General features: G+C 35.2%; 21 protein-coding genes and 2 tRNA genes. 6 read left to right on the top strand and 17 right to left on the bottom strand.

Features of this window, described 5'->3' with window-relative positions; translation table 11 throughout:
• Positions 1–24: 24 nt before the first annotated feature.
• Positions 25–1,569 (top strand): acyl-CoA carboxylase subunit beta, encoded by a 1,545-nt coding sequence (locus ACZ1JT_RS02025; protein WP_465094505.1) that lies wholly within the window; start codon positions 25–27, stop codon positions 1,567–1,569.
• A 35-nt stretch (positions 1,570–1,604) separates the two neighbouring features.
• On the opposite strand, the gene ACZ1JT_RS02020 is transcribed toward ACZ1JT_RS02025, so the two are convergent.
• The 4 genes from ACZ1JT_RS02020 to ACZ1JT_RS02005 all read right to left on the bottom strand — a co-directional run bounded on the left by ACZ1JT_RS02020 (position 1,605) and on the right by ACZ1JT_RS02005 (position 6,385).
• Positions 1,605–2,081, bottom strand: a complete 477-nt coding sequence (locus ACZ1JT_RS02020) for a hypothetical protein (protein WP_465094504.1) — start codon at positions 2,079–2,081, stop codon at positions 1,605–1,607.
• Positions 2,082–2,116: 35 nt separating this feature from the next.
• Positions 2,117–3,421, bottom strand: a complete 1,305-nt coding sequence (gene rimO / locus ACZ1JT_RS02015) for a 30S ribosomal protein S12 methylthiotransferase RimO (protein ID WP_465094503.1) — start codon at positions 3,419–3,421, stop codon at positions 2,117–2,119.
• Between the two features lie 244 nt (positions 3,422–3,665).
• The gene (locus ACZ1JT_RS02010) at positions 3,666–5,225 is read right to left on the bottom strand and encodes an OmpP1/FadL family transporter (RefSeq protein WP_465094502.1); all 1,560 of its coding nucleotides are present in this window, start codon (positions 5,223–5,225) and stop codon (positions 3,666–3,668) included.
• A 56-nt stretch (positions 5,226–5,281) separates the two neighbouring features.
• On the bottom strand, positions 5,282–6,385 hold the full coding sequence (locus ACZ1JT_RS02005) for a hypothetical protein (protein WP_465094501.1): 1,104 nt from the start codon (positions 6,383–6,385) through the stop codon (positions 5,282–5,284).
• Between the two features lie 101 nt (positions 6,386–6,486).
• On the opposite strand from ACZ1JT_RS02005, the gene proS reads away from it, so the two are divergent.
• The 5 genes from proS (at position 6,487) to typA (ending at position 10,570) form a co-directional block, all read left to right on the top strand.
• Positions 6,487–7,965 carry a proline--tRNA ligase gene (gene proS, locus ACZ1JT_RS02000; RefSeq protein WP_465094500.1) on the top strand — a complete coding sequence of 493 codons (1,479 nt, stop codon included), beginning with the start codon at positions 6,487–6,489 and terminating at the stop codon, positions 7,963–7,965.
• 80 nt (positions 7,966–8,045) lie between these two features.
• A tRNA-Glu gene (locus ACZ1JT_RS01995) sits at positions 8,046–8,117 on the top strand.
• A gap of 26 nt (positions 8,118–8,143) precedes the next feature.
• A tRNA-Glu gene (locus tag ACZ1JT_RS01990) sits at positions 8,144–8,215 on the top strand.
• 157 nt (positions 8,216–8,372) lie between these two features.
• The gene (gene rpsT, locus ACZ1JT_RS01985) at positions 8,373–8,624 is read left to right on the top strand and encodes a 30S ribosomal protein S20 (RefSeq protein WP_465094499.1); all 252 of its coding nucleotides are present in this window, start codon (positions 8,373–8,375) and stop codon (positions 8,622–8,624) included.
• A 146-nt stretch (positions 8,625–8,770) separates the two neighbouring features.
• Complete coding sequence (gene typA, locus ACZ1JT_RS01980) at positions 8,771–10,570, top strand: translational GTPase TypA (RefSeq protein WP_465094498.1); 1,800 nt, start codon at positions 8,771–8,773, stop codon at positions 10,568–10,570.
• A gap of 50 nt (positions 10,571–10,620) precedes the next feature.
• On the opposite strand, the gene ACZ1JT_RS01975 is transcribed toward typA, so the two are convergent.
• The 13 genes from ACZ1JT_RS01975 to ACZ1JT_RS01915 form a co-directional block, all read right to left on the bottom strand.
• Positions 10,621–10,869 carry a GlsB/YeaQ/YmgE family stress response membrane protein gene (locus ACZ1JT_RS01975; RefSeq protein WP_465094497.1) on the bottom strand — a complete coding sequence of 83 codons (249 nt, stop codon included), beginning with the start codon at positions 10,867–10,869 and terminating at the stop codon, positions 10,621–10,623.
• Positions 10,870–10,947: 78 nt separating this feature from the next.
• The gene (locus ACZ1JT_RS01970; RefSeq protein WP_465094496.1) at positions 10,948–13,347 is read right to left on the bottom strand and encodes a T9SS type B sorting domain-containing protein; all 2,400 of its coding nucleotides are present in this window, start codon (positions 13,345–13,347) and stop codon (positions 10,948–10,950) included.
• Between the two features lie 36 nt (positions 13,348–13,383).
• Positions 13,384–15,702: a choice-of-anchor L domain-containing protein gene (locus ACZ1JT_RS01965; protein WP_465094495.1), complete on the bottom strand. Its 2,319-nt coding sequence runs from the start codon at positions 15,700–15,702 to the stop codon at positions 13,384–13,386.
• 16 nt (positions 15,703–15,718) lie between these two features.
• A complete protein-coding gene (locus tag ACZ1JT_RS01960; RefSeq protein ID WP_465094494.1) occupies positions 15,719–16,555 on the bottom strand; it encodes an ABC transporter permease in 837 nt (278 codons plus the stop codon).
• 18 nt (positions 16,556–16,573) lie between these two features.
• Positions 16,574–17,470 carry an ABC transporter ATP-binding protein gene (locus ACZ1JT_RS01955; protein ID WP_465094493.1) on the bottom strand — a complete coding sequence of 299 codons (897 nt, stop codon included), beginning with the start codon at positions 17,468–17,470 and terminating at the stop codon, positions 16,574–16,576.
• 62 nt (positions 17,471–17,532) lie between these two features.
• The gene (locus tag ACZ1JT_RS01950) at positions 17,533–17,769 is read right to left on the bottom strand and encodes a hypothetical protein (RefSeq protein WP_465094492.1); all 237 of its coding nucleotides are present in this window, start codon (positions 17,767–17,769) and stop codon (positions 17,533–17,535) included.
• Between the two features lie 188 nt (positions 17,770–17,957).
• Positions 17,958–19,352 (bottom strand): BamA/TamA family outer membrane protein, encoded by a 1,395-nt coding sequence (locus tag ACZ1JT_RS01945; RefSeq protein WP_465094491.1) that lies wholly within the window; start codon positions 19,350–19,352, stop codon positions 17,958–17,960.
• Between the two features lie 40 nt (positions 19,353–19,392).
• Positions 19,393–20,589: a cation:proton antiporter gene (locus ACZ1JT_RS01940; protein WP_465094490.1), complete on the bottom strand. Its 1,197-nt coding sequence runs from the start codon at positions 20,587–20,589 to the stop codon at positions 19,393–19,395.
• A 134-nt stretch (positions 20,590–20,723) separates the two neighbouring features.
• The gene (locus ACZ1JT_RS01935; protein ID WP_465094489.1) at positions 20,724–21,782 is read right to left on the bottom strand and encodes a nucleoid-associated protein; all 1,059 of its coding nucleotides are present in this window, start codon (positions 21,780–21,782) and stop codon (positions 20,724–20,726) included.
• Between the two features lie 46 nt (positions 21,783–21,828).
• Entirely contained in the window at positions 21,829–22,188 is a 360-nt protein-coding gene (locus ACZ1JT_RS01930; RefSeq protein WP_465094488.1) for a four helix bundle protein, read from the bottom strand.
• Positions 22,189–22,281: 93 nt separating this feature from the next.
• The gene (locus ACZ1JT_RS01925) at positions 22,282–22,833 is read right to left on the bottom strand and encodes an IS1096 element passenger TnpR family protein (protein ID WP_465094487.1); all 552 of its coding nucleotides are present in this window, start codon (positions 22,831–22,833) and stop codon (positions 22,282–22,284) included.
• A gap of 83 nt (positions 22,834–22,916) precedes the next feature.
• On the bottom strand, positions 22,917–23,306 hold the full coding sequence (gene gloA2, locus ACZ1JT_RS01920; RefSeq protein ID WP_465094486.1) for an SMU1112c/YaeR family gloxylase I-like metalloprotein: 390 nt from the start codon (positions 23,304–23,306) through the stop codon (positions 22,917–22,919).
• On the bottom strand, positions 23,290–23,907 hold the full coding sequence (locus ACZ1JT_RS01915; protein ID WP_465094485.1) for an HPP family protein: 618 nt from the start codon (positions 23,905–23,907) through the stop codon (positions 23,290–23,292). The genes gloA2 and ACZ1JT_RS01915 overlap by 17 nt, the downstream gene beginning before the upstream one ends.
• Positions 23,908–23,909: the final 2 nt, after the last annotated feature.

Here is a 23,909-nt window from a genome sequence, read left to right as displayed (position 1 = left end):
AAACTGATTACTAAAAATTAAATTATGGAATCAAATAAATTCGAAATATTAAATAAGAAAATTGCCGAATCCAAACTAGGAGGCGGTGAAAAAAGAATAGCAACGCAACATGCCAAAAAGAAATTAACGGCGCGTGAGCGTATCGAATATTTCTTTGACGAAGGCTCGTTCGAAGAAATTGGAGCTTTTGTAACACATCGTACCAAAGATTTCGGTATGGACAAAGAGCATTATCTAGGCGATGGTGTTATCACCGGTTACGGAACGGTTAATGGTCGTTTGGTGTATGCCTTCGCTCAGGATTTTACCGTTTTTGGAGGCGCTTTATCGGAAACACATGCGGAGAAAATCTGTAAAGTGATGGATATGGCTTTGAAAGTGGGTGCGCCAATGATTGGTTTAAACGATTCCGGTGGTGCGCGTATTCAGGAAGGTGTTCGTTCGTTAGGTGGTTATGCGGATATTTTCTATAGAAATGTTCAATCTTCTGGGGTAATTCCGCAAATTTCTGCTATTATGGGACCTTGTGCCGGCGGAGCGGTGTATTCTCCTGCAATGACCGATTTTACCATGATGGTGGAAAATACTTCGTATATGTTCGTAACTGGACCTAACGTAGTAAAAACGGTTACCAATGAAGAAGTAACTTCCGAAGAATTAGGAGGTGCATCTACACACTCAACAAAATCGGGTGTGGCGCATACAACTTCTGCGAACGATGTAGAATGTTTGGAAGACGTGAAACGCTTGTTAAGCTATATTCCACAGAACAATACCGAAACCGTTGAAGATTTGCCGTATGAATTAGGAGAAGAACTTCGCGAGCAGTTGAACAATATCGTTCCGGACAACCCGAACAAACCGTACGACATGCACGATGTGGTTAATGCGATCATCGACGAGGAAAGTTTCTTCGAAATCCATAAAAATTACGCCGAAAACATCATTGTTGGTTTTGCAAGAATCGGAGGGAAAAGCATTGGTGTAGTGGCCAATAATCCTATGTTCTTAGCCGGATGTTTGGATGTGAACAGTTCGATTAAAGCGGCACGTTTTACTCGTTTTTGTGATGCGTTCAACATTCCGTTGTTGGTGTTGGTGGATGTGCCGGGCTTTTTACCGGGAACCGACCAAGAATGGAACGGAATTATCGTTCACGGAGCAAAATTATTGTATGCCTTAAGCGAAGCAACAGTTCCGAAAGTAACGGTAATTACCAGAAAAGCTTATGGTGGTGCATATGACGTTATGAACTCAAAACACATCGGTGCCGATATGAACTTTGCATGGCCGGGAGCAGAAATCGCGGTTATGGGAGCTAAAGGTGCTTCGGAAATTATCTTCAAAAAAGAAATTGCTGAAGCGGCCGATCCAGCGGCTAAATTGCTTGAAAAAGAAGCAGATTATGCAGAGAAATTTGCAAATCCATACAGAGCAGCACAACGTGGTTTTATCGATGAAGTTATCTTCCCGCAAGACACCCGTCGTAAATTGATTAAAGCGTTCAAAATGTTAGAAAACAAAGTTGTGGATACACCAAAACGTAAACACGGAAACATTCCGTTGTAGTTATAAATAAAAAACCGCCTATTCTGGCGGTTTTTTTATCTCATATTTTTTAGCGTTTCCAGTTTTATGGTTCGTTCTTTAATTATAGTGTCAAATTTTACTTTTTGATCTTTATTTAAAAAACTAATAATCTCTCGATCAGTATTAGCTAATAATGCTTCCATTTCAACAATTTTGTTTTCCTCTGAAGCATTACTTGATGCAATTCCGGCTTGCTTTTTTTGGTTTTCGGTAATAACTTTCGTAATTACTATAACTTGCAACTCATCCAATTGTAATTCACGTTTAAGTTTTGCGATGGTTTTGGTAACTGTTTCAGCTCGAATGTCATCTTGTTCGTTTTTTGAAAGCTTCGAAATATCACGCATTGGCATATTTCGCCTTCTTCCGTAACCTGTAACTCCTGCTTTACTGTTAGCTCCATAAGGATCTTCATAACCTTCTTGTGCATAGGTGCCAGAGAAAGTGATTAAACACAGAAAAACGAATAAGATTGTTGAATTGAATTTCATAGAATCAGATTATAATACCCGATAAAATTACATTTTTAAACAGTTGGTTCACCATAAAGGTCGAATTCTGTAGCATCGGTAATCGTAACATTTACAAAATCACCTGTTTTTAAATAGAATTTAGCAGCATCAATCAATACTTCATTATCTACATCTGGGCTGTCAAATTCGGTTCTTCCTATAAAATATTGTCCTTCTTTTCTATCAATGATACATTTGAATGTCTGACCAATTTTCTCTTGATTCAAATCCCAAGAAATCTGTGCCTGAATATCCATAATTTCAGCAGCACGTGCTTGTTTTACTTCATCCGGAACATCATCTACTAAACTGTACGCATGTGTGTTTTCCTCGTGAGAATAGGTAAAACAACCTAAACGCTCGAAACGCATTTCCTCTACCCAATTTTTAAGGATTTGGAAATCTTCTTCGGTTTCTCCAGGATATCCTACGATTAAAGTGGTACGAATAGCCATTTCTGGAACTGCAGCACGGAATTCTTTCAATAATTTCGTGGTTTTTTCATAGGTCGTTCCGCGACGCATCGATTTCAACACGTTATCGGCAATATGCTGCAACGGAATATCAATATAGTTACAGATTTTCGGCTCACGCTTCATTAAATCCAAAACTTCCATCGGGAAACCGGTAGGGAAGGCGTAATGCAAACGAATCCACTCGATGCCTTCCACTTTTACCAAAGCTTCTAAAAGCTCAGCTAAGTTTCTCTTTTTGTATAAATCTAAACCGTAATAGGTTAAATCCTGAGCGATAAGAATTAATTCTTTTACGCCGTTTTTCGCTAATTTTTCGGCTTCAATTACCAGATTTTCAATTGGAGTCGAAACATGTTTTCCACGCATTAATGGAATCGCACAAAAACTACACGGACGGTCACAGCCTTCCGAAATTTTTAAATACGCATAGTTTTTAGGAGTAGTCGTTAAACGTTCTCCAATTAACTCGTGTTTGTAATCTGCGCCTAAAGCTTTTAATAATAAAGGCAATTCCGTAGTTCCGAAATATTGATCTACATTCGGAATTTCTTTTTCTAAGTCTGGACGGTAACGCTCGCTCAAACAACCTGTAACGAAAACTTTATCTACCAAGCCTTGCTCTTTTTTATCGGCATATTCTAAAATCGTATTTACCGATTCCTCTTTGGCATTGTCGATAAAACCACAAGTGTTAATCACCACGATGTTTCCTTCTTGCTCGTGCACAACTTCTTTTCCGTTGGCTTTCAACTGTCCCATTAAAACTTCGCTATCGTAGGTGTTTTTAGAACAACCTAAAGTGATAACATTGATTTTATTTTTCTTTAACGACTTGGTTCTCATATATTTACAAAATTATTTTAGTAAAGTGGGCAAAATTACACTTTTTATAATTAGCAGCACTATCGTTTGGGATTTTTTTAAGGGTTTGTTCCCGCCATTCGTTATATCTTTTCAGAACAAAGATTTTGAATGTCTCTATAGTTGTTCTGAAAAGGATGTCACTGCTGTCGGGGCTAAAACAAACATTTGGTAATAAAAAAGTCGCTTGAATTCAAGCGACTTTATTTTTGATTTTATAGTTTTTTTAAAAATCGATTGTATATGATAATGTGATGTTGTTGTTTTTAACATTCACACGAGCTGCATCGGTCATTCCAGACGAAACAAATGGTAAGTCCATTTCGCGTTTCGAAAAAGCATACGCTAAGTCTAAACGTGAGCCGTTAAAGTTATATCCTAAGCCAGTAGAATAGCCTGTTAAATCTCCCATTGTTTTGCCATTTTTATACGGACTTTCCTCAAATCGATATCCGGCACGAAGACTTAATTGTTTGATTTTGTATTCACCTCCTAAACGGAATTCGTTAGCGGCAGTCAAGTTGTTAGACATTGTATTATTCAACCTGCTGAAAGTTTTATCTCTTTCTGGTTTGAATGTGGTAGATGAATAATCTTTTAATCCATAATCAAAACTAATGAAACCTTTGTTTCCAAAAATGTAAGCCAAACTACCAGTTAATTTTCCTGGAGTTTGTAATCTGTAAGGTGCATAAACGTTAGTGACTTGTGGGTATACAGTATCGGTAAAAGTGTCGGTTCCATCGGTACTTACACCAACCAGTCCTTGGGTAAGTTCATCATTCATTCTGTACCAAGTTGGTGATTCGTAGGCGATACCAAGTCTGAATTCAGGTGATATTTTAGCAATAGCTCCCAAATTAAATGAGAAACCATTTCCATAAGTGTACAAATCGTTTTCAAATTGCATTCTTTGAACGCCAAGCGATGGGTTGTTGCTGTTGCTTTCGTATACAATTGATGATTTGCGATAATCTGTGAAATGCGCATTCAGATTAAATCCTAAATACAATTTGTCTTTGTATTGTGTTGCAAAATTTCCAGTAAATTTACTGTTATAGCCAGTAGTTGAAATAGTATTTTCCTGATAAAAACTTCCTGGAGCTACATTGGAAACATAAGTATTTCCAGTACTATCGTAATCATATAAAAATGCTTGATATCCTAAAAATGCTTGTTGGGCTCCAAAACCAGAAATGTTTGGATATGTAGCATTAGGAAGAGTAGCCAAATAACTGTATAGATCAGCTATAGTTTCGCCAGATTGTAATTCTACTAACTCAACAGGAATGCTATTACCGCTATTAGCTGAATTGGCAAAATTCAAAAAGTAATTACTGATTGAGGAATTTGGATTTGTACCTTGGGCATAAAAATTATTGTCGAAATTATTTGTGATTTCATAATTCAGCGCAATAGTAAATTTTTTCCAATCGCTTTTTCCTTTGTCGTTAAAAACAAAAACGCCACCTAGTTGATTTATATCTAATATACTTTTATTATCGGATGCATTTGTTCCAAAGTATGAGGCATTATTTTTTGTGTTATAATTTGTAGCCGAACCAGTAGCAGAATTGAAATTAAAAATTGCTGAACCTGCAGGATTGACGTTAATTGAGGATAAGTCGCCTCCAACGGCACCAAAAGCGCCGCTAATTGCTCTATATCGAGCTGTTCCAGTGATATCATCAATTGCATAACGCAAAGCGTCTGAAGGAGTGGTTTCTTGCGCATAGCTACCACCAATTGATAAAACTGTAAGTATGAAAGGTATGTGTAGTTTCATAATTAATAGAGTATTATGTATTAATAATCCCAAGCGGTTAAGCTTGGGAAATTGTTTTATCTTCTACCGCCGCCGCCTGAACGACCGCCACCGCCGCCAAATCCGCCGCCGCCAAAGCTTCCGCCTCCACCGCCACCAAATGAGCCTCCAGAGCTTCTAGGATTCGAAAAGCCTCCCGAACGTGGTTCACTGCTACGTGGTGATGAACTTCTTGGTTCGCTGTATTGTCTTGGCGATGAGCTTCTTGGTTCACTGTATGTTCTTGGTGAATTAGCTTGATTGCCAGAGTTCGATCTTGGATTTGAAAATGTATTTCTTGGGCGAGGATTATTCGCGTCTTGTACGTTTCCAGTACCTCTTGGATTACTGAAAGAACTTCTAGGGTTTGCAAAAGAGCTTCTTGGATTTGCAAAAGAACTTCTAGGGCTAACACCATTATTGGTAACACTGTTTCTTCTTCCGTTATAACCGGTAGAATATCCGTTTCCATAACCAGAACGACCTCTATATCCACTATTGTAGGCTACGTTTCGGTAATATCCACCGTGGTAGTATGGATTTCCGTACCAGCCATTCCATCCGCCCCATCCAGGACCATAATATCCGTATGAGTATGGGTAACCCCATCCCCAGCCATAGTAAGGAGAATTCCATCCCCAACCTATATTCCAGTAGCTTCCATAGTATGAATTCCATCCCCAATTCCATCCTGGAGAGTACCAAGAACTGTAACCATAATATGGAGAATTCCATCCCCAGCCATAATTACCGTACCATGGAGAGTTGTTGTAGTAGTTAATAGTAACATTGTCGGAATTGTTTCCCCATCCTGCATAATTTTGTTTGGATGTGGTATTTTGTATAGAATCGTTTTGTCGTGATGAATAACTATCTACATCTGTGAAAACTTCATTAGAGTTGTCGGGATATTCCTCTCTATAAGAACCAAATAGTTCTTTGTATTTGTTTGCTTGAGCGACATTTTCTTCGCTGTACTTGTTTTCAGTTTCGTAACGTGGTCTATCAGAGTTTCCATAAACGCCATCGTTATCATAATACGACGAGTTCTGATAAGAACCACAAGAAGAAGCCAAAAGTCCTACTAGTCCAAATACTGCGTAAATGGATAATTTTCGGCCAGATAAGTAATTAGTTTTCATATCACTGGTTTTTTTATTGTTGGACATAACAAAAATAGTTAGTTTTGTCGAACTATTTTATCAAAGATAAGTTAAACAATATTTGTGCCAAAGTATTAAAAATGAGTAAGAACTTAACAAAAAGAGCAGAAGATTATTCCAAATGGTATAATGAACTGGTTGTGAAAGCAGATTTAGCAGAGAATTCAGGTGTGCGTGGTTGTATGGTAATCAAGCCGTATGGTTATGCAATCTGGGAAAAAATGCAAAAAGAATTAGACCGTATGTTTAAAGAAACAGGTCATAGCAACGCATATTTTCCTCTTTTTGTTCCCAAAAGCATGTTTGAAGCTGAAGAGAAAAATGCAGAAGGATTTGCTAAAGAATGTGCCATTGTTACTCATTATCGTTTAAAAACCGATGAAGAAAACAAAGGAAAACTTATTGTTGACCCAAATGCAAAATTAGAAGAAGAGTTAATTGTGCGTCCAACGAGTGAGGCTATTATATGGTCTACCTATAAAGGATGGGTACAGTCTTATAGAGATTTGCCATTGTTGATTAATCAGTGGGCAAACGTAGTGCGTTGGGAAATGCGTACCCGTTTGTTCTTGCGTACGGCTGAGTTTTTATGGCAAGAAGGTCATACGGCTCATGCTACCAAACAAGAAGCGATTGAAGAATCAATCCAAATGATGAATGTTTACGCCGATTTCGCGGAGAATTTCATGGCGATTCCAGTAGTAAAAGGAGTGAAAACTGAAACAGAACGTTTTGCTGGAGCAGAAGAAACCTATTGTATAGAGGCTTTGATGCAAGATGGTAAAGCACTTCAGGCAGGAACATCACACTTTTTAGGACAAAACTTTGCAAAAGCTTTCGATGTGAAGTTTGCGAACAAAGAGGGGAAACAAGAACATGTTTGGGGAACGTCTTGGGGAGTTTCTACGCGTTTGATGGGAGCTTTGGTTATGACGCATTCTGATGACAATGGTTTGGTATTGCCTCCAAATTTAGCGCCAATTCAAGTGGTGATTGTTCCAATTCATAGAACCGATGAGCAATTAGAAGCTATTTCTACGCAGGTTAATGATTTGATGAAAGAATTGCGTAAAGTGGGTATTTCTGTGAAGTATGACGATAGAGATACGCAAAAGCCAGGATTTAAATTTGCTGAATACGAATTAAAAGGTGTGCCAGTTCGTTTGGCTATCGGTCCGAATGATTTGGAAAACGGAACGTATGAAGTAGCTCGTCGCGATACTTTAACAAAAGAAACGGTTTCTAAAGATGGAATTGTAGCCTATCTTCAAAATTTATTGGAGCAAATCCAGAACGATTTATTCACTAAAGCTTTGAATTACAGAAATTCTCATATTACTGAAGTGAATTCTTTTGAGGAGTTTAAAGATGTTCTTGAAAACAAAGGAGGTTTTGTTGCTGCACATTGGGATGGTACTGCAGAAACCGAAGAAAAAATAAAAGAGCTAACAAAAGCGACGATTCGTTGTATTGCTTTAGATAGAAAAGATGAGGCTGGAAGCTGCGTGTTTACTGGGAAACCATCGGTTGGGCGTGTGCTTTTTGCTAAAGCATATTAAAAAAATATATTTTTTTTGAATTTAGACTTGCAAGAATAAAAATTAGTTGTATTTTTGCAACCGCAATAAAGAAAAAAGACGGCCCGTTCGTCTATCGGTTAGGACGCCAGGTTTTCATCCTGGTAAGAGGGGTTCGATTCCCCTACGGGCTACAACTTTTTTCTTTATTGTTTTTACTGGCCCGTTCGTCTATCGGTTAGGACGCCAGGTTTTCATCCTGGTAAGAGGGGTTCGATTCCCCTACGGGCTACAAAATTAGTTGTGAAATAGTTTTATAAAATAAAACTTTAGTGTCTCAAAGTCTTATTTTATTAGTTAAAACCAAAGTGATTGCTAATGTAATTGTGGGAGGTTTTTCTTTTTTAACTAGTAGTTTAAACAATTATTACAATTAAAAAAAGAACAAAATGGCAAATCATAAATCTGCTTTAAAGAGAATTAGAAGTAACGAGAAGAAAAGAGTATTAAACAGATACCAACACAAAACTACTCGTAACGCTATCAAAGCTATTCGTTTAGCTACAGATAAAGCTGAGGCTTCTGCGAAATTAGCATCTGTAATTTCTATGATTGACAAATTAGCTAAGAAAAATATCATTCACGCTAATAAAGCTTCAAACTTAAAATCAAAATTAACTAGACACGTTGCTGCTTTATAAGTAGTCCGTTTCTAACGAAAATAATCAAGCTCTCATACTCTGAGAGCTTTTTTTATAGTATTAAATGATTAATCTTCCTAACTACTTCATAATTAGTAGTTTTAATCCAAAAAATAGTTGTACTTTTGCACCTTCAAAATTAGTATATGACTTCAATTAGAAACATCGCAATTATTGCCCACGTTGACCACGGTAAAACTACGTTGGTTGACAAAATCATGTATCATTGCCAATTGTTCCGTGATAACGAGAACACAGGTGATTTAATATTAGACAACAACGACCTTGAAAGAGAGCGTGGAATTACAATTGTTTCCAAAAACGTTTCTGTAACGTACAAAGGGACTAAAATCAATATTATTGATACTCCTGGTCACGCCGATTTTGGTGGTGAAGTAGAGCGTGTGTTAAACATGGCTGATGGTGTTTTATTGTTGGTAGATGCTTTTGAAGGACCAATGCCACAAACGCGTTTCGTATTGCAAAAAGCAATCGATTTAGGATTGAAACCATGTGTTGTGGTTAATAAAGTGGACAAAGAAAACTGTACTCCGGAAGAAGTTCATGAAAAAGTTTTCGATTTAATGTTCGAATTAGGTGCTGAAGAATGGCAGTTGGATTTCCCAACGGTTTACGGTTCGGCAAAAAACAACTGGATGTCTACAGATTTCAGAAATCAAACTGAAAACATCGAGCCGTTGTTGGATATGGTATTGGAACACATTCCTGCGCCAAAAGTATCTGAAGGAACGCCTCAAATGTTGATTACATCTCTAGATTTCTCTTCATTTACAGGTCGTATCGCCATCGGTCGTTTGCAAAGAGGTGAATTAAAAGAAAACCAAAATGTTTCTCTTGTGAAACGTGATGGTAAAATCATCAAAACTAAAATAAAAGAGTTACATGTTTTTGACGGTTTAGGTCGTAAAAAAGTAGAAAGTGTAACTGCAGGTGATATTTGTGCTATTGTTGGATTAGAAGGTTTTGAAATTGGTGATACTGTTGCTGATTTTGAAAATCCTGAAGCATTGGCAACTATTGCTATTGATGAGCCAACAATGAGTATGTTGTTTACTATTAACGATTCTCCTTTCTTTGGAAAAGAAGGTAAATTTGTTACTTCTCGTCACGTAAAAGATCGTTTAACTAAAGAGTTAGAGAAAAACCTAGCTTTACGTGTAAACGAAACAGATTCTGCTGATAAATTCATGGTGTTTGGTCGTGGTGTATTGCACTTATCGGTTTTGATTGAAACGATGCGTCGTGAAGGATATGAGTTGCAAATTGGTCAGCCACAAGTAATTATCAAGGAAATTGATGGGGTTAAATGTGAGCCGGTTGAGGAATTAACTATCGATTTGCCAGAGAACGTTTCGGGTAGAGCAGTTGAATTTGTAACTGTTCGTAAAGGTGAAATGTTGAGCATGGAGCCAAGAGGTGAGCGTATGATTATCAAATTTAATATTCCATCTCGTGGAATTATTGGTTTGAGAAATCAGTTGTTAACAGCAACAGCAGGTGAAGCTATTATGTCACACCGTTTCTTGGAATATCAACCATATAAAGGGGAAATTGCTGGTCGTATCAACGGTTCATTGATTTCTATGGAAAATGGTAAAGCAATTCCGTATTCAATTAATAAATTACAAGATCGAGGTAAATTCTTTGTTGATCCTAATGAAGATATTTATGAAGGTCAAGTAGTTGGTGAAAACTCTCGTGGAGACGATATGGTTATCAACATTACTAAAACTAAGCAGTTGACGAATTTCCGTTCTGCTGGTGCTGATGATAAAACACGTATTGTTCCTGCAATTAAGTTTTCATTAGAAGAAGCATTAGAGTATATTCAAAAAGACGAATATGTAGAAGTAACGCCAAAATCAATACGTTTACGTAAAATCTATTTGAATGAAAACGATAGAAAACGTTTTAAAATTGATTAATTTCAATTTGTAGAATAATAAAGAAAAACCACTCTTACAGAGTGGTTTTTTTATTTTCCTTTGAATATTAAATTGATTAAGGCTAATATCACAATTGCGCCTACGGCTCCTGTTAGAATAGCGCCTAAAATGCCATCTCCAAGATTAATGCCTAATTTTCCGAGTAGCCAGTAACCCACAAAACTGCCTAAGATACCTACAACAATGTTTCCTAGTAAACCTAAACTACTACCTCTGAAGATTTGACTTCCTAGCCAACCCGCCACAGCTCCAATAATTAATGTGATGATAATTTCCATAAGTATTGATTTTTAATGTGATAACTATAAAGTTACGATTATTTATTCAATAGTTTAGGGAATTTTATTTTGTATAGGTTAACGCTTCAGTGAAAAGTGACCTTTAACTGTTCGGCCATCTTCAAGTTCAATAACATACCAATAATCTGATGCAGGAACTTGTTGGCCATTGAAAATACCGTTCCAGCCATCTCCAGCAGGATTCATTTGTTTTAGTAATTTGCCGTATCGGTCGAAAATGTAAATGATACTATTTTTATAATGTCCTTTTTCCATTCCTGTTATTTTCCATGTATCATTTATTCCATCGGCATTTGGAGTAAAGAAATTAGGGATATCCAGAACAGAAACTTCATATTTAATTGTTCCACAACCGTCTTTGTCAGTTATGTATACGTTGTGTAGCCCAGGAGTAACATCGTAGAAATAATTGCTGTCTTGGAAAGGACCGTTTGGTAAATCAAGACTATAACTGTAATCGTTTTCATCGCCGTCAACAAAAATCGTAATCGAATTCACATCGCTTAAGTCAACAATTGATACATTTTCCACTATAGCTAAATCAGAGCCTTTTACTACAATGGTTCTTGTCTTCGAGCAATTGTTTGAATTGGTAACAGTAACCGTATAGGTACCGGGCGCATAAACGTCTATAGTTGGGGTGGTTTCTCCATCCGGTGTCCAACTAAAAGTAAAATTATTTGGATTTTGGCTGCCTAATCCTGCATTTAAAGTAACAGGGACTGTTGGTGTGTTAAAACAATAAACGGCATTGTCATCAGTGACAATATTAGGAAGCTTGTCAACAATTAAATCGATAATGTTTATTCCAATACAATCATTTCCATTTTCAATTCGGGCAAAAACACGTTGTGAATTAATCTGTGTATTAGTAAAAATTGGTGTAAGAGGATTGTTTTCTAACAAGGCATCTGCGCTCGACTGATAGTAAGTAATAGTATTCCCTCCAGTTTGATAACCAGCGTTGTCTAAATTAAAGGAAACGAATCCATCTTCTGTGCCATCATCATCACAATGACGAAGAGGTGTTGTTATGGTTGGGTTTACATTTACATTTAAAGTTAATGTGGTAATACTATAACAACCTGTAACTGTATCAGTAACACGAACACCAAGTGTTTGAGGGTTTTGTGTGTTGGTAAAAGTATTATTTAATACGCCAGTATTTGACGATGCATCTGCTGTGTTTAAATAAAAAGCAGTGGTGTAATTCTGATTCCCTCCAGTTATGGCTGAATTTGCCTGTGTTAAATTAAATGTAGTAAATCCATCAGGGTTTAATTGAAAATCACATTGAGTTAATTGGCTTGATGTAACAGTTGGTGGACTTAAAACAATTAAATCGAATGATTTAAATGCATAACAACCCGATGCTGTATTTGTTATTTTTGCCCATACAGTTTCATTGGTAAAAGCAATTTGATTGGTATAGTTGTTAGGAAGTACAATAGGACTATTTGCCGCTGGATGATAGGAAATAACAAGATCTGGATTTCCACCTGTTAATACAGAATCATTATCGTTTAAATGAAATACAGTAAAACCATCATTGTCTAGATCACATTCTTCAATAGTAACTGGCGAGTTGGTTTGATATGGAGTTACTGTTAATGTAAAAGATTCTGTAACAAAACAACCAGTTATTGAATTGGTAAGACGTATATAAATAGATTGTGGATTACTAGTATTTGAAAATGATGAGGGATTCACTATTGGATTAGAATTAGTTACAGCATCATTTATTGAAGTGTGGAAAGAGGCATTGATGTCAGTTTGAGTACCAATTGCTAAATTGGTATTTTGTGATAAATCGAAAGCTGTAGAGTTATCTTGAATGTTGTCTGAATCACATTTACTTAGGTTTAAAGTAGCTCCACCAGTGGTGTTATTTACAACAGGAGGGACGCTAAAAGTAGCTGTTCCTGTCCAGTTTAATGAAAAATTACTAGTTCCTATTGGCCGATCAATAACAATAAAATAAGTTTCACCTGCTTGAACATCTAACCAACGAACATAGCTGTTACCTTCTCTACCTGGGCCTTCACTTGTATCGGTTTCAGAACCATTAAGTCCGGTGTGATTATTTCTTTGACCTGCAGCTTCTGGGTTTGTCGTTGAACATCGAATAGCAGTACCCAAGCTTCCACAAGTAGCATTAGGTCCAAAAACAAAAAAATCGAAGTCTATAGTAATATTACTACTGTCGGGAATAAGGTCAAAGCCTAGTGTACCACCGTTAGCTATAGTTACTTTTAACCATAATGAATTGTTTTCTTCACTACTACAGTTGTTTGATCCAGGAAATAATTCTTGAAATCCTGACCCTGTTGCTGATAATCCACTAAAACTACTATTACCACATACTACAATAGCATCAACGCAATCGTTTTGTGAGAAACAAAGTTGAGTAAAAAACAATATGATAAAAGCAATTCTTTTAGGTGATAACAAAAACATGGGGACAAAATTTTGAGCAAAAGTAATTAAAATCCTTTAGCGTTTTAAAGAAAAATGGCCTTTAATTGTTCTTCCGTTGTCAAGTTGCAATAAAAACCAATAGTCGTCTGAAGGTAATGGCTGATTGTTATATTGCCCATTCCAACCATTTCCGTTAGGAGCGATTTGCTTTAATAATTTTCCGAATCGATCAAAAACGTAAAGTTGTGAATTTGGGTACTGACTATCTAAATTCTTTATTTGCCAGTAATCGTTGTATCCATCACCATTTGGAGTAAAGAAATTGGGATAATCTAAAACGTAAACTGGGTATGAAGCAACGCTTCCGCAACCGTTTTTGTCTCGAACATATACAATGTATTCTCCCGCTTGAACCCCAATAAAAACATTACTGTCTTGAAAAACAGCATTGTCTAGCGAATATTCATAATCTCCTGTTCCTGTAACCAAAACTGTAATGGAGTTGCCATTGTTGGAAAAACTAACAACATCAATATTCGTAATTGTTGGCGGTCCAGAAGTTACAACCGTAAATTTTTTTGAAGCTTGGCAATTATCTGAATTTGTAATGGTAACAGTATAAGTTCCATCATTAGTAGCATTTATGGTTTGTGTAGTTTGAACAGGGTTTGTGTTCCAACTATATGATGTGTAACCATTACCTGCATCTAGAATTACTGAAGTATTTTCACAGATTGGGACCAATTCATCTGTAACATCTGCTTGTGCAAAAGCGCTAACAGACAATGAAACCGCTAGTGGATTGTAACAATCAGTAGTGTTAGTAACTTGGGCATAAATTGTTTGAGTGTATGGATTTGTATTAAAATATGGATTAGGTAATAGATTTTGAGAATTTACTGCGTCTTGTAATGTGCTATAGTATTGAATAACAGAACCGGCTGGAAGCGTGTTGTTAGTTTGTATGGTTTGTGTAATATTATTTAAGTTGAATTGGTATAAACCATCCTGCATCTGATCTAAATCACAAGTTTTTACCGTGTTGATTGGGTTCAATGAAACATTGTTTTTTACACTTAAAGTAATGGTAGCGTAACCAATGCACCCAAAAGTATTTTGAACGCGTGCTATTACAGTATTACCATCGGTATTTGAATAAGTTTGAGGATTTGCAATAGCCGATTGTTGGTTTTGAGCTTCAATTATGCTGTGATAAAATCCAGTAACAGTCATTTGAGGATCATTTGCTGTAATAGCGCTATTAGCAGTAGTTAGGTTGAAAGTAGCATTATTGTTTGCACCACATTTAACTAAAGTAGTGTTGTTTGCTGTAACGGGAGCATATTCAACATTAATATAGCCTTTAACAGTACAAGTGCCAACATCAGCTATTAAGGTGTATACACCAGCGGAACTAATAGTGTAAGTTGGAGAGCTAACATTAGTATAACCTGGAATCGGAACATCATTCTTAAACCACGAATAACTTAACGTTCCTGGAACTTGATAATCGGGTGTTACCGTTAAAGTTTCTCCGGGACAAAGCGGATTCCCATCTGCAATTAACCGATCATCGCCCATGACAAAATCGTTGCTAAAGCTTTGACCGCCGATAAATATTGCAGAATCGTATAAGTTGTTACCTTGATCGGCAATAACCATTTTGATATGATAGGATGCACCAGGAGTAATATCGGCTTCTACAGCAAGCACTTTTGTTTGTCCGTTAAAGTTAGTAGGATGTTCACTACCATTAAATCCACCGAAATATTGCTCATTAGCTGGTGGGCAAACGGTTCCAGAACCTCTAACAGTTGTTACTTTTACTGGAATATTTGTTCCAGGAACTACAGCTAAGTTCTGATATGAAGAGCCGCTATTTTGTTTTAAAAGAAAGGCAAAACCATCAGAATAATTACATTGATTTTGACTCGGATTTGTTAAATATTGCTCGGAGGAAAAAATGTAATTAAACGACATGTAGTTGGTAACTGCCACAAAATCAAATTCTACAACTGTAGCGTTAATAGTATTGTTTTCGTTTATCGCATTTTCTAAGTCGCTATCACCTGGCCACGATGTAGGGCCTTCACTCAACAAGGAAGTATTTGGTCCAATTGCAGATGATGCTCTACCGGTAGATATTATTAATCCAGAAGAAAGCGGAAATCCTGATGAATTACTATAAAATGCGGCGTAACTTTTTTCGCCATTTCCAAAATCGTAACCGTTAATCGTAATGTTTGTAGGCTGTAAACAAGTTCCTGCGGGGAATAAGTTTTGAACCAATTGATCTGGGGTTTGACCATTATCAATAGCAATATATTGTCCGAAAACAAACGTAGTGAACAGTACTGAAACCAGTAGGTAAAGTCTATTTATTAATGCACGCATAGTATCGACAAAGATACTATAAATCTCTTTTCATAAGAATTTTATACGATAATAAGATAAATATGACCGTCCAAATAATTACAATGGTTATGGAAGAAAAATGTACGCTGTAATCTTTGATGTTTTCTACACCTATTTGCGTTTCAATTGTTTTGATAAACGAAAGTCGTGTAAAAGGTTCTATTATTAAATTCCACATCGATTCTAATGGGAAGAATTGATATACTTTGTCAACCATAGGATTTTTATCAAACACATTGTATTTTAAGTATCCATATGAGAATTTTTCAACAATGAACCAAATACATAAAAATCCCAAAGCAAAGGCTGAACGTTTGATTAATATTCCTAAAAACAAGCAAAAACTAAAAAATCCAATCAGTTTCACAAAGTAGGCTGCTAAATATTCTAAATCACTAAATACAATTGAAAATTCGGTATAAGATGAAAAACTATATCCTAAAAGCAAGGACATGATGAACACGAAAACAGTTGAAATTCCCGCTAAAAAAACAACAGTTAAAAACTTCGATAGGATGAATTCTTTTTTACTCATTCCGTCAATTAAGTTTTGTTTTAGCGTACCATAGCTATATTCATTGGCCATCATTGAAACAATTACAACACCAAGAAATATTTTTAAAAGTGCAGCAATAAAGGTGTTGAAATGCCATATAAAAGGAAAATTAAAAATACCAGTTTCGGCAATGTCAATATGTATCGGACCAATATCAAATTTTATGGAGGCAATTAACGCAATAAATGAAAGCAAAACAAAATATGTAATTATTAGTATTTTGCTGGATCTGTTTTTCCAAAGCTTTTGTAATTCTATATCTAAAAGACGTTTCATGTCGTAGGTGTTATTTGATTATTGATGATTGGTAAGTTGTAAAAATTGCTCTTCAAGGCTGTGTTTTCTTTTTACTAAATGTTTTAAAACAATATTGTTCTGAAATAAATAGCGGTTCAATTCATCGGCTTCTAGAGGTGATTTTAAATACATGACAATCTTGTCGTTGTCTTCTTCAATTTTTTCGACAGCCGGATGTTGTAACAAAATAGGTTTCAGTGCCATATTATCATGAGCTTGAAGTTCGAAAAAGCCTTCATTGGCAATAATTCCATCAACAGAACCCGAAAACAAAACTTCTCCTTTGCGAAGTACTACAACATGAGTACATACTTTTTCAACTTCATCCAAAAGATGAGAAGCTAATAATATTGTTGTGCCTAATGAAGCAATGTGTTTGATTATATCTCGAATTTGACGAATTCCTTGTGGATCTAATCCGTTTGTTGGTTCATCTAAAATTAAAATCTCTGGATCGTTTAACAGGGCAGAAGCAATTGCTAACCGTTGTTTCATACCCAATGAAAATGTTTTAAACTTACTGTCTTTTCGGTCTATAAGGCCAACCAACTCTAATTTTTCAGTTACCTTGTCAAAATGAATGCCTTTAATTTTACAGACTAACTTTAAGTTTTCTTCGGCAGTCATGTACGGATAAAAATTAGGACGTTCAATTATTGCACCTACTTTTTTCAGTGCTTGATGCGTGTCTAACTTTCCGTCAAACCAATAATATTCGCCAGAAGTTCGGTTTACAACATTAAGAATAATGCCCAAAGTGGTTGATTTTCCACTTCCGTTTGGTCCTAATATACCATAAACATTTCCTTTTTGGATTTCGAAAGAAACATTATTCACAGCATGGATAGCACCATATTTTTTATTTAAACGGTCAATTTTAAGAATCGTTTCCAAGATATTTGCATTTTGATTGATAAAGGTAAGACGAAAGATAATCGGTTTTGTTACGTAACTTTTTACTCGTACGGAGTGATATATGGTCTTCCTGTTTGAAAATCAGGTAATTGTAAGTCGCTATTTTTAAAAGTATTTGTTTTTATGATGTTGTTTCCATCACCAGGGATACTCGGGTAATAGGCCAATGATATTTGAAATCTATTGAAAACCAAATAATCGTTACTAATCATAAATCCTAATCCAAATTTCGAATACAATCTACTGCCTAATAATTTTTGATTTTCATCGGAAAGCATCCCAAAGGTAGCATTGAAAAAAGGGCTTAATCGAAATCCGTTCCAACTTCCGGGAACATACGATTGTGTTTGTAATGTGATTAATAGTTTTTTACTTCCGTAAACTTGATTGTTAAAACCTTGAATACCATTGGGTTCATTTAAACTTATGAGGTCATTTTTTATAGGAATCCTGTTGCTTCCAACGGTTAATTGAGGTTTGATGAACTGTCGGAATTTCCAATTTCTAATAAGTCCGAGAAATATAACGTTTCCAGTCGAATTGTAGTTTGTTCCGACACTCCATTGTTGATGAAAGTTCCGGCTTCAATGTTGGTACTAAAATAGCCCCAAGGATAAAAACCACCTAAGGCAAATCTTCCCCCGAAATAACTCCGTTTAGAATCATTTTTATCCATAAATCCGGAAGTTATCGAATAGGTTTTTCCAATTTGTACGTATTCTGTAATTCCGTTATTGAAAATATAATGGTTAGCCGAGAATTTCCGTGAATTAACTCCTAAGCTCATTAGAAATAGCCTCGAATTGCTAAAGTATCTGTAGGGGTCATAGGTAATATCTGGATGTTCAATGTATTTCTGATTTTCGAATCGTAGGGTAGTAGCTAAATTTGAAATTCTATCGTTTTCCGTAGCACCTTTAAAAATTTGAAAAGCATGTCCGCCCCATACATCTATAGTTTCATGTTTGAAATTGAGTTTAGCTTTTTCATTTATACTATTGGTTAGCGAGTCCCTATAAAACCGTTGCTGAAATCCAACACCACCAGCCCATCTAGTGTAAGGTGAGAAAAACGATCGATTTACGGTAACGCTTTTTAAATAATTATTGTCAAAATCTACATCGTATAAAAAAGTTGAATTAATGAAAGTGTTTTTAAAGTTGGGTATGCTGTATCGCATGGAATAAGCACTTTCACTATCTGTAAAACGTTGTCGGATTGTGTTTTCAAATTCATGACCAATGCCTAAAAAATTACGTTCTGTAATTTCTAAATTCCCTTGAGAAGACGATAAATAACCAGTCGGAATTAAACTCCAGGAATCTAATACGCGAACCGAAATATCCACAGAGTCTTTCGAATTTGGTATAGGTACTGGTCTAATTATTACGTTACGAACAAAGCGTAATTGTTGAACCAGACGTTCCGATTCTTTAATGAGCAACGAATCTAAAGGTTCATTTTTTTTGAAAAGCAAGTAATTGCGAATGGTCCATTTTTGAGTTTTGACATGTATGGTATTACCCGCTTTTTCAATCCATTTTTTAGGAAGTTTGTTTTTATTTTCTACAGAATATCCAAAAGGATCTAAAGTTTCAATGTCTATATTTCTGATAATTTTACAGTCGTAGCCTTTAAAAACGGATGCTACAGCGTGAGTAGGTTTTTTTTTGTGTTTGGTATTTGCTTTCTCGGTAGGTTTAAAAATTAATCGGTGTATAAATTTGGTGAAATTTCTTTTTTTCGAATAATTTTCAATGGTTTTATACACTTTTACCGAATCTTTTTTTATAGGCTTATCCTGAGCCAGAACCAACTGACTACAAGCAATAAGCAATATAAGTAAAGATTTTTTCAGCATACTTCATACCAATTATTTTAAAGGCAATTGAATACTAAAATTAAGCGTCTGTTTCAGATAAATTTTCCTTTTTCGGAGTTTTATTTGTCATTAAGCCAACCATCATAACCAAACTGGTTAATATGATTACTTGTATAATTAACGACTTATTGACCAAATTTGTTGTTTGTTCTATAGGAATTGAAAGGAAAATTAAAATCGTAATTAATCCACGAGGTGCAATAAACAATAAAGGTCTTATAGATAATTTAAGCATTTTAAGGAAAATGTAACGCAGTATAAAAAGTCCGAGTGTTATTCCAACAGCCCAAAAAATCGTTTCAGAATTTAGAAGTTCACGGGTTTCAATTAGGTAGCCAAATAGTAAAAAGAATAAGGCTCTAATTAAAAATGAAATTTCGGTTGTTAGTTCTTTAAACTTATGCGATTCTTTGTTTAAAATTTCAGGTTGTAGTTTTTGAATGAATTTATATTGTTTGAATTCATCCAAATTACCAAGAAAAATACCGAAGAGTAAAATGAAAACCAAAGCCGGTAAATGATAAATCTTTGAAATATCATAGATTAAAACTACCATTAGAATGATTGGAGCAAATTTTACATGGTGCTTAATTTTACTTAAAAGGTAAGCAAGTCCCAATGAAGCAATAAACGAAACCACTAAAATAAGTAGCAAGTCCATGAAAAATCGGATGAAAGAATAGACTACAATTTCTTCGTTTCGAAGTATGAAATTAAAGAAAATAACCCCAAAAATATCGGATAAACCACTTTCATAAGTGATAAATTCTTTGTTTCGAAAAATAAGGTTCTGAGCACTCGGAATTGCAATTGCACTACTAATTACCGCAAAAGGAATGGCATTGGCCAATGCGTGTTTGTATGTAATTTCATAATCGAAATAATAAAACGCATAGGCTAATAATAAACTCATAATAAGCATTGGGAAAAACGCCATTACGGATGATTTACCTATGAAAACAAGTTTTCGGTGGTTGAGTTCTAATTCTAATGAACCTTCAAGTACAATTAATACTAATCCAATGGTACCTAAAATGGGCAAAATAGGAGTTAGATCGGGAATTTCAATTTTAAAAAATGTAGAACCTTGTTTAACGGCCCATCCTAGAAAGAGTAATAAAATGACGCTAGGTATTTTAGTCCTTGAGGAACTTATATCGAAAATATAAGCCAAAAGCAACAGAATACATATGGTTATTATAATTGAAGCCGACATTAAGTTTGGTTTTGCTGAGCGCCAAATTACTAAAAATATGTCAGATTTATTCTGCTATTACTTGTAAAGTTTTTCATTTAATAAAAAAACCTCGCACAATTTTGTACGAGGCTTTTATTGAATATGAATTTTGATTAGCTTTTTTGCTCTTTATTGAAATATACAAGGTAATAGTACATTTGTTTTTCTTCGTCCCAGCCTTTTTCTACAAATTTCTCAGCACTTTCTGGATTGATGAAATCCAATTTAATTTGAATGTTTGTGTCTAATTCAATAACATTTTTCATTTTACGACGCGCGTCAGAAACCGCAGCATTAGCAATAGGGAAAGAAGTTAAATCTTCGATACTGTATTTTTCGCCTTTGTCTACTTTGTAGTTTTTGAATTCCGAGATCAAATCTGGGTTGTCAATTACTTCGTTCAAAAACATCGATTCTTCAAAATTGTCATTTTTAGCAAAGTGATTTACCGCTCGGTTCATAAACATTACTTCTTCTTTTTTGTCTTCGGCAGGTAAAACTACTTCTTTGGCAAAATCTTGACAGAATTTCAAATATTTTTTAGTGATAAAATTTTCATCTTGAAACGCATCTACCGAAAGGAAATGCTCCAACCAGTAGCGTGCATCATAGCGATTACTGTCTACAGTTAAAATTTTATACCCTTCTTCTTTTTTGTAATTGAAAATTAAACACCCTTTGTCTAGTTTGTTTAAGTTAATTCCTTGTTGAAGAATCATTTCCAAATTGGCTTCTTTCTCTTCAAATTGAAGAAAATCGGCTTTTAATTCACTTTTAAAAACACCAATAGCATCAACTACATTATTATCTATAGAAACGTTAGTAAGGTACGTAACATAAACTTCCCCATTTTTAATATGCGGATGATTTGATTGCTCGAAAAGGTGTTTTGTTATTTTTTTTGATACTTCATGAATACTACCCGGATTAGTGAAAATTTCATTAGCGAAATTGTACATTTCGTTGTAATCCAAATCCACATCATGCGCAAATTGAAAATAGTTTTCTTCTTTATCGCGAAAAGGTTTAAAGAAAAATTCTTTTAAAAGAGGCATAATCTCATCGTTTAGATTATAGGGCTGTTCAGACAGGAAAATAGCCTCGTTTCGACTTTTGTTTCCAACACGGTGGATGGATAAGTTGTCGATGTGGGTGTTGAATAAATTAATCATAGTTTATTAAAAGTTCTTAGGAACTAAGACGCTAAGGAGTTAAGGTTTAGCTTCGTTTTTCAATTTTATCGATAAAGGAAACTAACATTCGCTCTACCTCGCGGCTTTTTTCATATATGTTGTTAAATTCTAATTCGGTAAGGTAATCAATATTATAAGCAATTTCTATTTGTGTCTGATATTCGAATAATGATGATAAAGAAATATTCAGAAACTTTAAATAGTCATTTTTGCCGTTTCTACCATAACCTTCAGCAATATTACTCGGAATTGAGATTACGCTTCTTCTTATTTGTGATGTTAAACCAAAGAGTTCTTCTTTAGGGAATTTTTTTGTGGTTTTATAGCATTCTGTGACAAGGTTCATTCCTTTTTGCCAAATTAAAAGGTCTCTGAAAGTACTCATTTTTTGTATTTTTAAAAGATACAAAAATAATAAAATCCTTACACAAAATCCTTAATTGCTTAGCACCTCAGAACCTTAGTATCTCAAAAAAAACTAGTTCCAGTTTTCTTCGTAACCAAAATCTTCAAAAGTGTCATCGTCACTAAACATGTCGAAATCTTCATCGTCCATGTCGTCTTCAAAATCACCATAAATATCATCGTTGGTTAAATCACCACCTCTGAAACCGCTACTAGCTGCTTCTGCGGGTAGTTCACCATGTGAAAATAATAAGGCTGGGTACGTTTCACCATCTTCTTTTTCTTCAATAGCGGCTAATTCTAAAAAGAAGGTCCACATACTGAAGAAATCGTATACATAAACCATTTTTGTACTGTCACGGTGCAATAAGTCGTTTAGTTTAAAATCGACCATGGTTTTCATTTCACCTGGAACATCGCCGGTATCAAACAATGGAATTTCGTCTTCTTCATTCCAAGTCCAATCGTCTTCACAAGTGAAAAACGACCCTGTCTCGGTACCATCAAAACCAAATGCATTTACAATAGCGTTGTGTAAATCTTCTAAACTGTCTTCTTCAAGAATGGCAATATCACGAAAAATGTCTTCTTCAGCGTCTAATATCACTCTAAATTTATAAACCATGATTCAATATTTTGTAAAGGTCAAAGGTAAAATTTAATTGCGAATTATGAATTGAGAAAAGCTAATTGTTGATAAGATTTTAATTAACTCTCGTAGAATTCTATAGGTAAATCATCTGGGTCTGAAATAAAGAAAAAACGTTTGTGCGTATATTCGTCTATTCTTATTTCTTCTGCTAAAATGTTGTTTTGGGTTAAATGCTTTCGTATTTCTTCAATATTGTTTACTTCAAAAGCCAAGTGTCTTAATCCAGATGCTTCGGGTCGTGAAACACGTTTGGGTGGGTTCGGAAATGAAAATAATTCGATGCAATACTGTCCGTTTATTGCCAAGTCAAGTTTGTACGATTGGCGTTCTTCTCGATACACTTCTTGCACAATTTCCAAACCAAGAATTTGTGTGTAAAAGTGTTTTGATAGTTCATAATCAGAACAAATTATAGCAACATGATGTATTTTATTGAGTTGAATCATTTTGGGTAATGCTGATTTTACTTGTAAATTTCTTTTTGAATTTTGTAAACTTTTTATTGGTAGGGTATTGTCGGTTCGCGGTCATGTTATTGAAAATTAATGCAACAATCAATAAAATAAGAGCACCACTTAAAACGGGAGAAAGTACATACCAGTATCCTAATTTTAGTATCGTTGGAGAACCGGTAACGGCTATTAATGCAGTTGCTCCTCCAGGTGGATGTAATGTTTTAGTAATTTGCATTACAACAATTGCTGAAGCCACAGCTACTGAAGAAGCAAGCCACATGGTGTCCGGAAAAAGTTTTGCAGCGGTAACACCAACTATTGCAGAAATTACATGTCCGCCAATAAGATTACGCGGTTGTGCTAAAGGACTTTGTATTACCCCATAAACCAATACGCATGAGGCACCAAAAGAACCAATTAAAAAAACAAAATCTTCTTTTGGGAACATATTATACTGTAAGTAGGCAATAATTCCAATACCTACAAAAGCACCAACAAACGCCCAAAAATGTTCTCTAAAATCGACTAAGGTTTCTTTATAAAGTACATATTTGGCTTTTCGGTAATTGCGTTTGATTTTTTCTGTAGGCATGG

Source organism: Flavobacterium sp. IC2-16 (assembly GCF_055521455.1).
This window is presented reverse-complemented; position numbering and strand designations above follow the sequence as displayed.

Excerpts from the sequence above, each read along its gene's own strand:
- ACZ1JT_RS01960 (WP_465094494.1), bottom strand. The coding sequence starts at position 16,555 with ATGAAACGTCTTTTAGATATAGAATTACAAAAGCTTTGGAAAAACAGA.
- ACZ1JT_RS01965 (WP_465094495.1), bottom strand. The coding sequence starts at position 15,702 with ATGCGTGCATTAATAAATAGACTTTACCTACTGGTTTCAGTACTGTTC.
- ACZ1JT_RS02010 (WP_465094502.1), bottom strand. The coding sequence starts at position 5,225 with ATGAAACTACACATACCTTTCATACTTACAGTTTTATCAATTGGTGGT.
- proS (WP_465094500.1), top strand. The coding sequence starts at position 6,487 with ATGAGTAAGAACTTAACAAAAAGAGCAGAAGATTATTCCAAATGGTAT.
- ACZ1JT_RS01975 (WP_465094497.1), bottom strand. The coding sequence starts at position 10,869 with ATGGAAATTATCATCACATTAATTATTGGAGCTGTGGCGGGTTGGCTA.
- ACZ1JT_RS02020 (WP_465094504.1), bottom strand. The coding sequence starts at position 2,081 with ATGAAATTCAATTCAACAATCTTATTCGTTTTTCTGTGTTTAATCACT.
- ACZ1JT_RS01935 (WP_465094489.1), bottom strand. The coding sequence starts at position 21,782 with ATGATTAATTTATTCAACACCCACATCGACAACTTATCCATCCACCGT.
- rpsT (WP_465094499.1), top strand. The coding sequence starts at position 8,373 with ATGGCAAATCATAAATCTGCTTTAAAGAGAATTAGAAGTAACGAGAAG.
- ACZ1JT_RS01950 (WP_465094492.1), bottom strand. The coding sequence starts at position 17,769 with ATGCTTTCCGATGAAAATCAAAAATTATTAGGCAGTAGATTGTATTCG.
- rimO (WP_465094503.1), bottom strand. The coding sequence starts at position 3,421 with ATGAGAACCAAGTCGTTAAAGAAAAATAAAATCAATGTTATCACTTTA.
- typA (WP_465094498.1), top strand. The coding sequence starts at position 8,771 with ATGACTTCAATTAGAAACATCGCAATTATTGCCCACGTTGACCACGGT.
- ACZ1JT_RS01930 (WP_465094488.1), bottom strand. The coding sequence starts at position 22,188 with ATGAGTACTTTCAGAGACCTTTTAATTTGGCAAAAAGGAATGAACCTT.
- ACZ1JT_RS01915 (WP_465094485.1), bottom strand. The coding sequence starts at position 23,907 with ATGCCTACAGAAAAAATCAAACGCAATTACCGAAAAGCCAAATATGTA.
- ACZ1JT_RS02025 (WP_465094505.1), top strand. The coding sequence starts at position 25 with ATGGAATCAAATAAATTCGAAATATTAAATAAGAAAATTGCCGAATCC.
- ACZ1JT_RS01945 (WP_465094491.1), bottom strand. The coding sequence starts at position 19,352 with ATGCTGAAAAAATCTTTACTTATATTGCTTATTGCTTGTAGTCAGTTG.
- ACZ1JT_RS01940 (WP_465094490.1), bottom strand. The coding sequence starts at position 20,589 with ATGTCGGCTTCAATTATAATAACCATATGTATTCTGTTGCTTTTGGCT.
- ACZ1JT_RS01970 (WP_465094496.1), bottom strand. The coding sequence starts at position 13,347 with ATGTTTTTGTTATCACCTAAAAGAATTGCTTTTATCATATTGTTTTTT.
- ACZ1JT_RS01925 (WP_465094487.1), bottom strand. The coding sequence starts at position 22,833 with ATGGTTTATAAATTTAGAGTGATATTAGACGCTGAAGAAGACATTTTT.
- gloA2 (WP_465094486.1), bottom strand. The coding sequence starts at position 23,306 with ATGATTCAACTCAATAAAATACATCATGTTGCTATAATTTGTTCTGAT.
- ACZ1JT_RS02005 (WP_465094501.1), bottom strand. The coding sequence starts at position 6,385 with ATGAAAACTAATTACTTATCTGGCCGAAAATTATCCATTTACGCAGTA.